Below are 15,828 nucleotides of genomic sequence, written 5' to 3' on the forward strand. Positions count from 1 at the left end.
AGTCTGCGATGCAATCGCAGCTACCAGGCGAAGCGCACGATGCCCTTGCCCGCATGGCTGCGCGTCAGCTGCGAAAACTCGCCTTCATAACTCAGAGCGAAGGACAGCCCGCTCGCCAACATCACCTCCGCACTGGCGGTCGTGAGGGCTGCATCCGGCGCCATGCTCGCGCCGTTGACGATGAAGCTCGCGCCGGGCAGCGACTGGAACGATGCCTGCGCGATGCGGTCGCGATTGAAATCATGCGCCCAAGCGGCGCGGCCGCGTAGAGTCAGCAGCGCCTGATCAAATGCGAAGGACTTGTCCGCGCGAACACCGAGTTCACTGCGCGCGGCCGTGACATTGCGCCCGGTATAGTTCAGCCTGAAATTATCGGCGCCGGAGACCAGCGTCTCCGCATAAGCGGGCAGATCGATATTGGTTATCTGCCCCGCGGCGTAAGGTGTCAGGCCCATGCCGCCCAGCCAGGACACGACGCTGCGATGACCGGCTTCGACGCGCGCCGAAAACGCATGCGCGGTGAAATTCGCGCGCAGCCGGTCGGCATCGATGATGGTGACGGTGCGATCCGTGGTGACGTTCTGCCAGCCATAAGCGAGCGCGCCGGTGAGATAAGCCGCACCTTCATGGTGACGAACGAAGCCGCCAATCTGGAACAGGTCCGAATGACCCGCGCCGAGATTGTCGGAGAGGCCAAAACTGGTGCCGCCGCCCGCCATGGCGAAGCCGGCCAATGTCTGCGGCGAGAACCAGCTATCGGCGCCCACGGCCACCGCGCCGATGCGGGCGCTGCTGGTGTGCGAGCCGACCACCGTATTGCCATCGGTGGTCTGCCCGCCGCCGAAACCTGCGGCCCAGACATTCCAATGCGACTCGAAACTCGGCGCGGCAGGCATCACTTTGGTGACCGCGCCATAGGCATCGCGCCACGCCATCGATCGCTCCACCGGTGCGAAGGCATTCGGCGCAGCAGTCGGTGTCACGCCGCCGCGATTGGCCGCAAACGGATCGGTCAGCACGCCCATGAACTGCGTCATGGCCTGCACCGTATTCTGCTGCACGCCGGTCGAGAGTTCGCCGGAGGATTGCGTGATGTCTTCCGGCGTCATCGCACCCAGCGCAAAAGGAATGCCGCCATAGGTGCCGAAATAGGTGTTCAGCGCCGACGCGACATTGTTCTGGTTGATGTTGAGGCCGGTCAGCTTGAGGTCGATATTCAGATAGACATTCTGCGCATCATAGCTCAGCGATGTCGTGAAGGCCGGCGGTTGGTCGCCATAGATCTGCGGCCGGAACGTATCGGCCAGCCCACCCGCCGCATGCAGGATCGTGTAACGCTCGCGCACGAAGGCTGCGGGATCGAAGGCGACACGCACCGTTGCACCATTCAGCGTCGCGATGCCGGTGACATCGGTGCGATCGGCCACGGGGCCGGCCACTTCCACCATGTAGCTGGCCGCCGAGGCGAGCGTGAGATTGCCACGAACGGTCAGCAGCCCCACGGAATTGCCCGGCGACAGCATGCCACCATCGGAAATCTGCGTGGTGCTGACCTCGCCATTGCCGCCGAGCGTCGCGCCACGCCCGACATTGACCTGCGACGACGCGACGATCGAGCCATTGACGCTGAGCGTTCCCGCCGTGACGTCGGTGACGCCCGTATAGGTGTTGAAGCCATCGAGGCGCGTGATCCCGGGACCGCTCTGCGTGAAAAAGCCTGTGCCGGATATGGCGCCGGCCAGGGTCAGCAGCCCGTCGCGCTGCGCGATCAGCGCGCCATTGTTGTTGATGGCACCGATGATCGAACCCGTGAATCCGCCATCGCCGATCTGCAGGACGCCACGCGTGATCACCGTGCCGCCGCTATAGCTGTTGTCGCCGGTCAGAATCGTGGTGCCCGTGCCCACATGCCGGAACACACCGGCGCCGGAGATCGTCCCGCCGAATGTATAGGTGTCCGAGCGGAAGATCTGGAATGTGCCGTTATTGATCACATCTCCTGCGATCGATCCCGTAGTGCCGCCCGTGCCGAGCTGCAACGTACCTGCGGAGATCAGCGTGCCACCGCGATAGGTGCTGTCCCCTTCGAGCGCCGTGATGCCGCCGCCCATCTGGACGAAGGCGCCGGCGCCCGAAATCACCCCACTATAGAACACGTCGTTGGAGCGATTGACCGCCAGAATACCGTGATTGGTGACATCGCCCGTCAGCGTGCCGGTCGTGCCGCCATTGCCGATCTGCAGCGTACCGGCCTCGATCGTCGTGCCGCCGCCATAGCTGTTGGTGCCGGCGAGAACCAGCGTGCCCCAGCCATCCTTGATCAGCGCGCCGGTCCCCGACACATCTCCGCTGGTCGCGTAAGTCGTTCCGAACAGCGTCTCGATACTTGCATTGCCGGTCAGCGCGATGCTGCGTGTCGATGAGATATCGGCAAGCGTCAGCAACCGCGCACTGGACAGCGCCAGCGCGCCGGTGCCGAGATTGGCATCGGTGGCAATGGCCACGGTGCCGCCCGAGACCGTCGTGCCGCCGGTGTAGGTGTTGCTGCCCGACAGCAGCAGCGTGCCGTTACCGGATTTGACGAGACGGCCGTCGATGCCGCTGATCACGCTGGCGATCTCGGTATTGTCGGCCTGATCGAGCGTCAGCTGCGCATTGCCGAGCGCAATCTCGCCGCCGAGACCGATCAGCGAGCGCGTCGTGGCGTTATGGCCATTGAGATCGAACTTGCCGCCGGTGATGATAAGATCGCTGCCGTCAGGCAATGCGCCGGCAATGCCGAGCTGCAGCGTGCCGGCCTGCAGCAGCGTACCGCCGGTCCAGCTGTTCGCGCCCGCTAGCGTCAATGTGCCGGCGCCGGACTTGATCAAGCTGCCCGCGCCGGACACCGTTCCCGCGAGTTGCAATGTTGTTGCGGCGTCGGTGTCGATCTCGCCGATGCCGAGCAGGTTCACGCCACGCGTGGACTGGACGTCGGCCGTCGTGTGCAGGGTGCCATTGTCGAATTTCAGCGTGCCGCCGACACCGAGATTTCCATCCGACGCGATCTGCAGCGTGCCGCCGCTGATGGTGGTCTCGCCGGTATACGTGCTGGCGCCGGCCAGTATGAGCGTGCCGCCGCCCGTCTTGTTGATGCCGCCAGCGCCGGCGATCCGCGCCGAGATCGTCGCCGTCTCGTTCGCCAGGACGCGCACCTCGCCGATGGCAGGCGCGCCATTGATATCGGCCGGCCGCAATTCGCCGGAGCCCTGCGCGAGCTCGTAGAGGCCGCGGACGAATTGCAGCCCCTGGAAATTCTGCGCGCCATCCACCCTGATCGTCCCGCCCGGCCCGTCGAAGACGGCGTGGTGCCCGCCCCAATTGATATCGAGGAGGCCACCGAGATTGGACCAGTTGTTGTTGATCGCATTCCACGTGCCGCTGCCACCGCGCGGGCCATTCGATGCATCGTCCCAGCGTTGCAGGAAATTGGTGCCATCCGGCACCGTCACCAGATCGACCACGTTGGCGCGCGACGTGTCGACCACATAGGCATCCGGAAACAGTCCGCCCGGTGGCGGCCTGTCACCGATGGTCAGGCCGGAGAACGATCCCGCGCCCGTATAGGTGATCATCCGGTAATAGCCGATCGGCGGCTCGGCGCTGGCGCTGATATTGAACGTCACATTGTTGAGCGCGATATCGCCGTTCACCCAGACCGCGGCCGACGTCGCCGACGACGCGCCGGCGACATGGCCGAGATTAAAATCGAACTGGCTGCCGGCCAGCATCGACAGGCTGCCGTTCACCTTCAGCTGGCCGTGGCTATCCGGCGCCAGCGCGCCGCCGCTATACACCGTGGTGCTGCCGACCACGCCATTGCCGGAGAGCTCACCGCCTTGGCCGACACTGACCGTGCCGCCAAGCTCGCCGGTCACCCGCAATGTCGCGTCGCGAATGTCGGTCGTTCCTGAAAAGCCCGCATTGCGGCCCGACAGAACCGTGGTGCCGCCGCGCGCATTGATCGTGCCGTTGCCGGTGATCACATTGTTGAAGAGGTAGTCGCTGCCTGTATGGTTGAAATTGAGCGTGCCCTGATGCGCCAGCGCGATAGCACCATTGACGATGCCGGCCGCCATGGGCGCCGCCCCCACGTCGCCGCCGATATTCAACGCGCCGCCGATGCCGAGATCGCCGACCGACAGCGAACTCGCTTTCAGCAACCCGCCATTGCTCACCGACAGCGAGCCAAAGGACTGCGCACCGATCTTCAACACCTGCGCATCGAACACAGAACCGGCGCCATCGACCCTGACATGACCGGTGGCGAGACCGGTCGTGTCATTCCCGATCGTCGCCGTCGCGGCCGTCACATGGCCGCCGGCCACCAGCAGCGAACCGTTGCCGCGATGGCCGACGAACAGGTTGGTGTTCAGCCATGATGCGCCCGCGCCGGATACGGTCACGCTGGCATTGCTGCCGTCGTCATATCCGACGTAACCGTTGACGGTCGTGAGCTTGGTATTGCCGTCAAGAACAAGCCCGCCGCCACTGGCCCGCAGGTCGCCGCTGAAAGATGTCGGCGTCCCCGATACGATCCAGTCGCCCGGTCCTGCCTTTTCGAAAATGCCGAACCCGCGATACTGCGCGCCCAGCGTCGACAGGTCGAATGTCGCGCTGGTCGCGCCGCCCAGTGCCAGGGTGTCCGGCCGTCCATTGTATTCGGCCGCAACGACATCGCCCGTGATGTGCGAGCCCGCCTGCAATTCGAGCCGGTTGCTGCCGGAGGAAAACAGGATCGCTGCAGCCATCACACCGTCCCCGCTCAGGCCGCCGATGATGGTGCCGGCATTGATGATATTCGTGCCGCCAAACATGGTTTCCGCGCGGATGCCGACACCGCCCGCACCAGCCGCCGCACCATTGGCGCCACTTCCACCAGTGCCACCCTGGATGACGGCGCCGCTCCGGATGGTGATCGTTTGCGAACCGCCCAGCTGCAGGCCATCGCCACCGGCGCCGCCACGGCCACCGCGGCCGGAATCCCCGGAATTGGCCATCGGCAGGCTGTAGCCATAGAGATCGCCGGGATCGCCGCCATTGCCGCCGGATCCGCCATTGCCGCCGTTCCCGCCGGTCAGGCGCATCGCACCGCCGATCTCCACCGAGACGTTCGGCCCGATCCACGCGCCGGATCCGCCGGCGCCGCCATGGCCCCCGCCGCCGCCATTGCCGCCTGCGCCGGGATAGTAATTGATATCGCCGGAGCAACCGTGCTCGTCGCAGGTCTGGGTCGAATAGGCGCGTGAGCCCTGCCCGCCGGCGCCACCCGCACCGCCATTGCCGCCGTTGCCACCGACGACATTGCCGGAATTCCAGACATAGTTGCCGGCATTCACAGAGACGACACCGAAGCCGCCACCACCGCCGCCGCCGCCGCCACCGCCCGCAGCGCCATTCGATGTGAAGGGGATCGGCGGAAAGATCGGTGCCAGCGCGCTGTTGCCGCCCTTGCCGCCTTTGCCACCATTGCCGCCACTGACGCCGGTGACGGACAGGCCGTCATAGGTGCCCGGCCTGATGACCAGCTGGCCCACCGCACCGCCTGCGCCACCGCCGCCGCTGCCGCCGTCATGACCAGGCGGATCGAATTCGGTGACTCCATTGTGCCCGTCGTGACCATCGGCACCATCGTGATTTTTGCCCGGGTCTGTATTCGTCCCGCCGACGCCGCCGCCATTCTTGTTCGCGCCGCTGCCGCCCCTGCCGCCGGTGCTTCCATCGGCATTGACGTGATGATGGCTGGACTCGGCGCCGCCGCCACCGCCGCCGCCGCCACCTGCGATCAACGCGCCATAGGCGCCTGTGCCACCCGCAACGGGCTTGCTGATTCCATGCGCACCGCCGTCACCGCCCTGGCCGGACAATTGCTGAGCGTGAGCAGGAAAAGTGAGCATCAACGGCGCCAGCAGCAGCGCACGCAACAGCGGGATCTCCGAGGCGGAGCCGCGCAACCTTTCGATCACCGCGTCACGGCGATGTGCGCGCACGCGACGTATCATGATCGTCGCGCCGTCACGTCACAGGTGACAAGCGATTCGGCAGGCATCGTCTCTTGGCTCCGACTCGTCAACGCGATTGACATCGCGCCCTACGAAGCACGCAATCAGCTGATGAAACGCAATGACGGATCGACGAAGCGACGCGCAGGTTCGACCAATGTCCTGCGCAATTTGCAGCCGCTGCACGTCGCGCGAAAAATTCCGAACCGATAGATGATCGTAAGGATTTCTTAACCGAAGATGCGAGCCGGATTCTGCGATCTGAACTACACTTCAGATTCCGAGACGTGCACGCAACTCGGCGCGCCCTGAGCGCGATACGGGCCAATGCTCCTTCAGCTCGTGCACGCGCAGTTGCCACGCCCCGCTTTCGCGACGCTCCACATCGCGCACGAACTGATGATTGACCACCGCCGTGCGGTGAACGCGCACGAAGCCGCCCGCAGGCAACAGGCCAAGCCATTGCGTCAGCGTGCGCAGGTCGAGCGCCATGGTGCCGTCCACCAGCCACACCTCCGTGTAGTCCTTCGACGAACGCAGCCCGACGATCTCCGACAGCGGCGTGCCGCGAACGCCATTGGCGCGGCGGAGATAGATCATCGCATCGGGCGTCGATGATGCTTCACCGGCGACGACATCGACCTGCGGCCGGCCATAGCGCGCGGCCGCAATCAGATCGGCACAGCTGAACAGATCGGCGATCTCGCCGGACCATCGCCGCGGCATCTCGACGGCATCGAAGCCGATACACGCCACCAGCCTTCCATCATGGAACATCGGCACGCTCAGCACGCTCTTGTTGCCCTGGCGTAGAAATTCCGCGCGCAAAGGCCCGGCACTGCGCGGCAAGGCGTCGATGTCGTTGATCATCACCGCCTGCCCTGCGACGAGATGCTGATGCAGCCACGCGATGATGGCGACGGGCACGTTCTGCAGGTCCTGCACGAAGGAGCCGGCACCACCGCGGCTCCATTCATAGGTGTTACGAAAGCGCAGGTGGTCGGCGTCGTATTCGAACATCCAGGCTCGATCGGCGCCGGCACTGGTCCCGATCATCTGCAGGCTCTCGCCGATCGCCGCGTCGAGCGGCTGCGTCAGCAGCGCCAGCGCCGTATCGAACACCCAACGCCCTGACGAGCCCGCACGGCGGCTGTCACGGCTGACGAATTCCCAAGGCGGTGTTAGAGGCGGTGTCGGATCCAACGACAATGTCACATGCTCTCAGACAGGTATCCAACGACTACCCGACACCATCGCCGTCATCAACGGACCTATCCGGGTGGCATGACAGCCATTCGCGTATCCACACCGCGACGCCGCTTCTATCTTGGGCAATTGGTCACAGATCGCCTGCACAACCGGCATTGCGGCTCTCTCAATTGACGATACACTCTTGCGAGGTGCATTCGGAGACTGCCGGATCATGCTGCGACTTCTGCCTGTCGTTCTCGCCGCAATCGGGTGGTTCGCCACACCGGCACTTGCGCAGACTGCATCGCGCGGCAGCGAATGCCTCGCCATGGCGGAGCGTCCGCCGCGCGCCATCCCGGTCAGCCTGCGCCGCACCGCGACCAAACCGGACGAAGTTGCGATCACCTATGCCGGGCATTCCACCTATTACATCGACACGCCCGGCGGCGTGACCATCGCCACCGACTATAACGGCGTCTACAGGCTCGACCGCATTCCCGATGTCGTGACGATGAACCGGGCGCACAGCACGCATTACACGCTCAACCCTGATCCGCGCATCAAGACCGTGCTGCATGGCTGGGGCGAGAGGGGCCAGCCCGCGCAGATTCACGAGCGCGTCGGCGATGTACTGATCCGCAATGTCACCACCGATATCCGCCGCTACGTCGGCGACGATTCCGGTGGCGAGATGATGAAGGACGGCAACTCGATCTTCATCTTCGAGGTCGCCGGCCTGTGCATCGGCCATCTCGGCCACCTCCATCACAAGCTCGACGAAAGCCATTTCGCCGCCATCGGCCGGCTCGACATCGTGATGGTGCCCATCGACGGCAGCTACACGATGTCTCTCGACGGCGTCTCCGACATCACCAAGCGCCTGCGTGCCTCCGTGGTGCTGCCGATGCACCGTTTCATGACGCCGCTCAGCGATTTCATGCAGAAGATCGGCCAGAGTTTTGCGATCGACCAGCGGAGCGCGCAGACATTGACGATGTCGCTGAATGCCCTGCCGAAAGCGCCCACGGTGATCATTCTGGACGGGGTGTGAGCGGCATTGGTCGCTATTCGACTGGCTCGACATGACGCGCCGAAGCCCATGGTCTCCCTCCCCGGAGCGCAGCGAATGGGGAGGGTCCGCCGATAGGCGGGGGTGGGGACTCTCCCCACGTGACGTCAGCGTTTGCGGAAACGCCCCACCCGTCTCGAAGCTCGCTGAACGCTCGCTTCTCACCATCCTCCCCAGTGGCTGCGCTCCGGGGAGGGAAAAGACCCACGCGAAGTCATTCCCGTTTTGTTCTTGACAAAATTCCCATCATCCGGCATATCCCTCCCGTCTTGTTCGCGAGGGGCGCTCTCATGAGGCGTTTCTGGAGTGGGGCAGGATGCGGCGCCCGCGGCTTGCCTCGCAAGCAGGACTCGGGAGGCCGGGGGCCACCGTCACTCCCCACTACGGGGGAGAGCCGATAGTTCGGCTGCGACGGCACAGGCGAACGACGGAGAAATCCGTCGGGATCAGCGTCTGCCGAAACCTGCTGCTTAGGCCGGGGGAGGCGATGCGCCGGTGTTCGAGCAGAACGGTCCTCCAGCCCAAAATCCCGCGGTGGCACGCCGTAAGGCGTTGCGCGGCTCAGGTTTGCTGGCGATCCAGCAGACAGGAGCAGCGTTGAGTCCACCGATCCGCGCCTTGCGGCGTGCCGCCTCCCCTCATCTTGGGGGAGGAATACGCATAGCTCGGGCGCCTCTGGCGCCGCGAGGACGAGATCGCGTGCGTTCGAGACATCACGTGGCTTTTTGACAGGTTGATCAGCAACGACGCGCAGGAGCGCGAAGTCTCCCTCCCTCAAGCGGCTAAGCCGCGCAGTGGGGTCCGATGGACGAATTCGTCCATCGTAGTCCGCCGATAGGCGGGGGGTGGGGTCTCTCACCGGTACAATCCGGGTAGATTCCCGACAGATTAGACCGGGATGATGGTCGACAGGTCAGATTGCATCGGAGGGAGGACCGCCGATGCCTTTCGTGGAGACCTGTCGTATGGAAGAACGCGTTCGGATGCTGTCGGATTACGCCAGCGGGAACTGGAGCGTGACGGAGTTGTGCCGTCGCTACGGCATTGGCCGGGACACGTTTTACGAATGGCGCAGACGCCGCGATAGCGGGGTGGGCGACTGGTTTGTCGATCGCTCACATGCGCCGTTGCAGTGTCCGCATCGGACCGATCCGGCACGGGTCGAGAGCATCGTGGCCCTGCGCCGGCGATTTCCGCATCTGGGGCCGCGCAAGCTTCTGGCGATACTGGAGCGTCGCCATCCGGAACAGGCGTGGCCGGCAGCCTCGACGATCGGCGACCTGCTGAAGCAGGCCGGATTGATCGCACCGGTCAGGCGACGCCGGCGCCCGCTCGATCAACAACGGCCGTTCACTGCCGTCCATGTGGCCAACGACGAATGGGCGATCGACTTCAAAGGCTGGTTCCGCACCGGTGACGGCACGCGGGTCGATCCACTCACGCTGACCGACAGCGCGAGCCGCTATCTGCTTGGTGTGCAGATCGTGCCGATGACGATCGACGGCACGCGCCAGGCATTGACCGCGGTGTTCCAGCGCCATGGTCTGCCCCTGGCGATCCGCAGCGACAATGGCGCGCCGTTCGGCTCCAACGGCGCGGGTGGACTGACCCGGCTGTCGGCGTGGTGGCTCAAACTCGGCATTGTGCCGCACTTCGTGCATCCGGCCTCGCCGCAGGAAAACGGTCGCCACGAACGCATGCATCGCACATTGAAGCGGCAGACGTCCCGACCACCGGCCGCCACTGCGGCAGAGCAGCAGGCCCGGTTCGACGCCTTCAGGGCGCACTACAATGACGAGCGACCGCACGAGGCGATCGGTCAGGTCCCTCCGGCCGATCTTTACACGGCATCGACGCGACGGATGCCGGATCGTCTCGAGGATCCCTGGTATGACGCCGATCACGAGATCCGGCGGATCCGCAGCAGCAGCGAGATCATCTGGCACAAGCAGCCCGTTTTTATCAGCCTGGCGCTGGTGGGGGAGCTGGTCGGCATCGCCGAGCTCGAAACCGGCGACCATATCGTGCGCTTCTGCGACTACGATATCGGGCTGATCGACCGGCTGCGTGTCTTCCGTAGATTCGGTCCGCCACGCGAGAATGCGTACCGCCCGCCTGACCCGGAACCAAGCCAAAAACTGTCGACCATCATCCCGGTCCAAAGTGTCGATTATCATCCCGGTTGAACAACCACGTGACGTCAGAGTTTGCGGAAACACCCCACCCGTCTCGAAGCTCGCTGGACGCTCGCTTCTCGCCACCCTCCCCCTTCGCTCCGCTCCGGGGAGGGAGAAGAAAGCGCCGCTATGCGGCTTGAGGGAGGGAGAAGAGCACTCACACCTCTTCGGCAACCACCATGTAATTCACGCCCATGTCGGACGAGATCGACCAGCGGTCGGCAATCGGGTTGTAGCTCACGCCCGCCTGTTCGGTGATGCCCAGTTTGTTGCGCTCCAGATGCTGCGCGAGTTCGTCCGGCGTGACGAACTTCTCCCACTGATGGGTGCCGCGCGGCAGCCAGCGCAGCACATATTCAGCGGCGACGATGCCCAGCGCAAAGCTCCTGAAATTTCGATTCAGCGTCGAGACCACCATCAGGCCGCCGGGCTTCATCATCGACGCACAGCGATCGAGGAAGGCGCCGACATCAACGACATGCTCGACGACTTCCATCGCCAGCACCACATCGAACCGCTCGTCGGGATCGAGTTCCTCGACCGTGGTGCAGCGATAGTCGATCGACAGGCCGCTTTTCTCCGCATGGAGATTTGCCGCAGCGATATTCGTGGCCGACGGATCGATGCCCGTCACCTGTGCACCGAGCCGCGTGAACGGCTCGCACAGCAGACCAGCGCCGCAGCCGATATCGAGCAGGCGCAAGCCGTCGAGACAATTCAGGCTGCGCGCATTGCGATCGAATTTCCGGCAGGCCGCATCGCGGATGAAGGACAGCCGCAGCGGATTGATCTTGTGCAGCGGCGCCATCTTGCCGCGCGGATCCCACCACTGCTCCGACAGTTTTGAAAACTTTTCGATCTCGGCCGCATCGACGGAAGCGGCGGAAGCATCGGATGAAGTCGCGTGCATGGCCATGAGAGCCTAGTTCCTAAGTGGCCGTAATGGCGTTGCGAAATTTGAGAGGCGAGGCAACGAGCTTAAGATTTTGATCTTGGTCGCCCATGCTTTCGAGATTGACGTCGCCGTAGTTGAGGATACGTCCAAGAATGCCCTGTTCGACATTCACACCCGCGATTTTATCAACGCTGATTTCAAAAGTCTTCCGCGTGATGAAGCCGGTCTTGTGAACGACCCTGAGATTGGTCACGTCGGTTTCAGTAATCCAGCGCTGGAACCAGGCCGAAACAGTGAAAAAGAACGCGACCACGGCAATCACGCCCGAAGCTACAAGCCCCGCGAACGTCAGCGCCGGATTCACGCCTGATCCCACGAACAAAGCCGCCGCGACGATCCAGCCCAGAATGCCCTTCCAATAGACGACCCAGTGCAGGTTGCTGGAATACAGCACCTTCTCGTCCGGCTGCAGGATATCGTCGATATAGCGTCCCATGAGCCGTCCAAATGACCTGTTTCGGAGCTTTCTAAGCGGGTTCGGGGCGGGTTGCTTGCCCACACCCCCGCCGCTATGTATACGCGCCGTTTGACCCGCTCGCGTCGCGAGTGCGGTATCTTTACCCACTGTCGCCAGGGAATGCACCACTCGTCATGGGCCGTCTCGTAATGAAATTCGGCGGTACGTCCGTCGCCAATATCGATCGCATTCGTAACGTCGCGCAGCACGTCAAACGCGAAGTCGATGCCGGTCACGAGGTTGCGGTCGTGGTGTCGGCGATGTCGGGCAAGACCAATGAGCTGGTCGCCTGGTGTAACGAAGTTTCGCCGATGTATGACGCGCGCGAATACGACGCCATCGTCGCCTCCGGCGAACTGGTGACGGCCGGCCTTTTGGCCATCGCGCTGCAGAGCATCGGCATCGATGCCCGCTCCTGGCAGGGCTGGCAGATCCCGATCCGCACCTCCGACGCCCATGCCTCGGCGCGCATCGACGAGATCGACGGCGAAAAGCTGATCAAGCGCTTCAAGGAGCGCAAGGAAGTGGCCGTGATCGCCGGCTTCCAGGGCATCCATGAAGCCACCGGCCGCGTCACCACCCTCGGCCGCGGCGGCTCGGACACCTCCGCCGTGGCTGTGGCCGCCGCCATCAAGGCGGATCGCTGCGACATCTATACGGACGTCGATGGCGTCTACACCACCGACCCGCGTATCGTGCCGAAGGCGCACCGCATGGATAAGGTGGCATTCGAAGAAATGCTGGAACTGGCCTCGCAGGGCGCGAAAGTGCTGCAGGTCCGCTCCGTCGAGCTCGGCATGACCCACAATATGCCGATCTTCGTCCGCTCCAGCTTTGACAAACCCGAAGATATCGACCCGCACGGCACGCCGCCGGGCACGCTGATCTGCAGCGAGGAGGAAATCATGGAAAGCCACGTCGTCACCGGAATCGCCTTTTCCAAGGACGAGGCCCAGATTTCCGTGCGCCAGATCGAAGACAAGCCGGGCGTTGCCGCCTCGATCTTCGTGCCGCTGGCCGACGCGAACATCAATGTGGACATGATCGTCCAGAACGTCTCAGAAGACGGCAAGACCACCGACCTGACCTTCACCGTGCCGGCCACCGACTATGCCCGCGCCAAGGAGACCATCACGGCGGCCAAGGGCAAGATCGGCTTCGCCCGCATCGACAGCGCCACCGATGTCGCCAAGGTCTCGGTGATCGGCTCGGGCATGCGCAGCCATGCCGGCGTCGCCGCCCAGGCCTTCGCCGCTTTGTCGGAAAAGCAGATCAATATCCGCGCGATCACCACGTCGGAGATCAAGTTCTCGGTGCTGATCGATGCCGCCTATACGGAACTGGCGGTCCGCACCCTCCACACGCTGTATGGTCTCGACAAAGCTTAAGAGACCCGGCGTAGACAGTTTTTCCTGAAACATCCGTCCTTTTAAAGTGATCAGGATGTTTCTCGTCTGGCAGGCGTTTTGCTTGGCAAAACAAGCCTCAAACCGGTATAGCCCTGTTAGGGGCAACCGTATCGGTTGAGGGCGCCGTTTCGGACAATCTGATTCGGTTTCCACGGTCGCGCCCATTTGCGCGATCGTGCAAATGCTATTGATTTCTGAGGCTTAGCCAGCGCACGATTTTCCCCGGGCACTGGCATCGTGGGAGGTGTGGGCATATGCGGAGCGCGTCGGGCGGCCCCCGAGTCTTGCTGAGACGGCTCCGTGAAGTCATGGCGGAGCAGGTCAGCGCTCAGGAGCGTCTCGACAAGATCGTCGTGCTCATCGCCGCCAATATGGTGGCTGAGGTCTGTTCCACCTACGTGCTCCGCGTCGATAACACGCTCGAACTCTATGCCACCGAAGGTCTGAATCGCGACGCCGTGCATCGCACGGTGCTGAACGCGCATGAAGGCCTGGTCGGCCTGGTCGCCTCGGAAGCGACGCCGCTCAATCTCAACGACGCCCAGAGCCATCCGGCCTTCGCCTTCCGCCCGGAAACCGGCGAAGAAATCTACCACTCGTTCCTGGGCGTGCCGATCCTGCGCGCCGGCAACACGCTCGGCGTGCTGGTGGTGCAGAACCGCGCCAAGCGCACTTATGTCGAGGAAGAAGTCGAGGCTCTGCAGACCACCGCGATGGTGCTGGCCGAGATGATCGCCTCCGGCGAGCTGTCCTCGCTGGCCGAGCCCGGCGCTGAGCCAGCCGCGCGGCATTCGATCCACAAGACCGGCGCGATCCTCTCCGACGGCATCGCGCTCGGCCATGTGGTACTGCACGAACCACGTGTGGTCATTACCAATTACATCGCCGAAGACCTGCCAAAGGAAATCAAGCGGCTCGATGCGGCTCTGACCAAGCTGCGCGCCGATCTCGATCGCATGCTGGAGCGCGGCGACGTCGCCGAAGGTGGCGAGCACCGCGACGTGCTCGAAGCCTATCGCATGTTCGCCAATGACCACGGCTGGTCGCACAAGCTGCACGAAGCCGTCGCAACGGGCCTCACGGCCGAAGCAGCCGTCGAGCGCGTGCAGTCCGACACCCGCGCGCGCATGCTGCGCTCGACCGATCCGTATCTGCGCGATCGCCTGCACGATCTCGAGGATCTCGGCCATCGCCTGATGCGCCAGCTTGTCGGCCAGGATCACGCGCCATCGCGCGAGCAGATGCCGGACAATGCGATCCTGATCGCGCGCGCGATGGGCCCGGCTGCCCTGCTCGACTACGACCGCAAGAAACTGCGCGGCCTGGTGCTGGAAGAAGGCACGGCGAATTCGCACGTCTCCATCGTGGCGCGCGCGCTCGGCATTCCAGCACTGGGCGAAGTCGCCAACGCGCCCGGCATCGCCGATCCCGGCGACGCCATCATCGTCGATGGCACCTCGGGCTCGATCTATATCCGCCCGTCGCAGGAAATCGAATCCGCCTATGCCGAACGCGTGCGTTTCCGCGCCCGTCGGCAAGCGCAATATTCGGCGCTGCGCGACAAGCCCTGCGTGACCAGGGACGGCGTCAAGGTCGACCTGCACATCAATGCCGGCCTGATCATCGACCTCCCGCATATCGACGACACTGGTTCGGCAGGCATCGGCCTATTCCGCACCGAATTGCAGTTCATGGTCGGCGAAAGCCTGCCGCGCTCCAGCGATCAGCTGCAGCTCTATCGCGCCGTGCTCGACGCGGCCGGCCCGAAGCCCGTCACCTTCCGCACGCTCGATATCGGCGGCGACAAGGCGCTGCCTTACATGGAGACCGTGGTCGAAGAGAACCCCGCGCTCGGCTGGCGCGCGATCCGTCTCGGCCTCGATCGGCCGGGCTTGCTGCGCGGCCAGATCCGCGCGCTGCTGCGTGCCGGCGGCGGCCGCGCGCTGCGCATCATGTTCCCGATGATCTCGGAAGTCGCCGAATTCGATCAGGCCAAGGCGATCATCGAGCGCGAGCTGACCTATCTGCGCCAGCACGGTCATGCGCTGCCGGAACGCATCGATGTCGGCACCATGATCGAGGTGCCGGCGCTGATCTATCAGCTCGACGAATTGTTGAAGAAGGTCGATTTCGTCTCCGTCGGCTCCAACGACCTGTTCCAGTTCCTGTTCGCCGTCGATCGCGGCAACTCGAAAGTTTCGGATCGTTTCGACACGCTGTCGGCACCCATCCTGCGTGTGCTGCGCGAGATCGTGCAGAAGGGCGATGCGGCCCGGCGCCATGTCTCGCTCTGCGGCGAGATGGCCTCGCAGCCGATCGGCGCATTGGCGCTCGTCGCGCTCGGATATCGCACGCTGTCGCTGTCTGCCACCGCACATGGTCCGGTGAAGGCGCTGATTCTCGACCTCGACGCCAAGAAGGCCGAGGCACTGATGTCGAAGCTGCTCGATGCGCCATCGGGCAGCGTCTCGATCCGGCAGAAACTGACCGAATTCGCCGAAGCCGAAGGCCTGTCGTTGTAGCGAGGCT

At 63.9% G+C, this 15,828-nt stretch carries 9 protein-coding genes; 5 read left to right on the plus strand and 4 right to left on the minus strand.

From position 1 onward, the window contains the following. Window positions 1–20: 20 nt before the first annotated feature. Window positions 21–5,576, minus strand: a complete 5,556-nt coding sequence (locus RPMA_RS25710; RefSeq protein ID WP_211910462.1) for an autotransporter-associated beta strand repeat-containing protein — start codon at window positions 5,574–5,576, stop codon at window positions 21–23. A 36-nt stretch (window positions 5,577–5,612) separates the two neighbouring features. On the opposite strand from RPMA_RS25710, the gene RPMA_RS25715 reads away from it, so the two are divergent. Continuing rightward, entirely contained in the window at window positions 5,613–6,254 is a 642-nt protein-coding gene (locus RPMA_RS25715; RefSeq protein WP_211910463.1) for a hypothetical protein, read from the plus strand. Window positions 6,255–6,314: 60 nt separating this feature from the next. On the opposite strand, the gene RPMA_RS25720 is transcribed toward RPMA_RS25715, so the two are convergent. Next, complete coding sequence (locus tag RPMA_RS25720; protein ID WP_211910464.1) at window positions 6,315–7,256, minus strand: GAF domain-containing DNA-binding protein; 942 nt, start codon at window positions 7,254–7,256, stop codon at window positions 6,315–6,317. 208 nt (window positions 7,257–7,464) lie between these two features. Between RPMA_RS25720 and RPMA_RS25725 the strand changes: the two genes are divergently transcribed. Both RPMA_RS25725 and RPMA_RS25730 read left to right on the plus strand, forming a co-directional pair. Next, window positions 7,465–8,283, plus strand: coding sequence for an MBL fold metallo-hydrolase (locus RPMA_RS25725; RefSeq protein WP_211910465.1), 819 nt, complete (start codon window positions 7,465–7,467; stop codon window positions 8,281–8,283). Window positions 8,284–9,284: 1,001 nt separating this feature from the next. Then, window positions 9,285–10,487 (plus strand): integrase core domain-containing protein, encoded by a 1,203-nt coding sequence (locus RPMA_RS25730; RefSeq protein ID WP_249225410.1) that lies wholly within the window; start codon window positions 9,285–9,287, stop codon window positions 10,485–10,487. A gap of 148 nt (window positions 10,488–10,635) precedes the next feature. Here the strand turns inward: RPMA_RS25730 and ubiG are convergent, their stop codons facing one another. Then, complete coding sequence (ubiG, locus tag RPMA_RS25735; protein ID WP_211910466.1) at window positions 10,636–11,394, minus strand: bifunctional 2-polyprenyl-6-hydroxyphenol methylase/3-demethylubiquinol 3-O-methyltransferase UbiG; 759 nt, start codon at window positions 11,392–11,394, stop codon at window positions 10,636–10,638. 13 nt (window positions 11,395–11,407) lie between these two features. Next, window positions 11,408–11,869, minus strand: a complete 462-nt coding sequence (locus tag RPMA_RS25740) for a PH domain-containing protein (RefSeq protein WP_211910467.1) — start codon at window positions 11,867–11,869, stop codon at window positions 11,408–11,410. Between the two features lie 155 nt (window positions 11,870–12,024). On the opposite strand from RPMA_RS25740, the gene RPMA_RS25745 reads away from it, so the two are divergent. Together RPMA_RS25745 and ptsP are read left to right on the plus strand one after the other, a co-directional pair. Continuing rightward, entirely contained in the window at window positions 12,025–13,278 is a 1,254-nt protein-coding gene (locus RPMA_RS25745; protein ID WP_211910468.1) for an aspartate kinase, read from the plus strand. A 275-nt stretch (window positions 13,279–13,553) separates the two neighbouring features. Then, window positions 13,554–15,821, plus strand: a complete 2,268-nt coding sequence (ptsP, locus tag RPMA_RS25750) for a phosphoenolpyruvate--protein phosphotransferase (RefSeq protein WP_211910469.1) — start codon at window positions 13,554–13,556, stop codon at window positions 15,819–15,821. Window positions 15,822–15,828 lie beyond the last annotated feature (7 nt).

Source organism: Tardiphaga alba (genome assembly GCF_018279705.1).
Taxonomy (GTDB): Bacteria; Pseudomonadota; Alphaproteobacteria; order Rhizobiales; family Xanthobacteraceae; genus Tardiphaga; species Tardiphaga alba.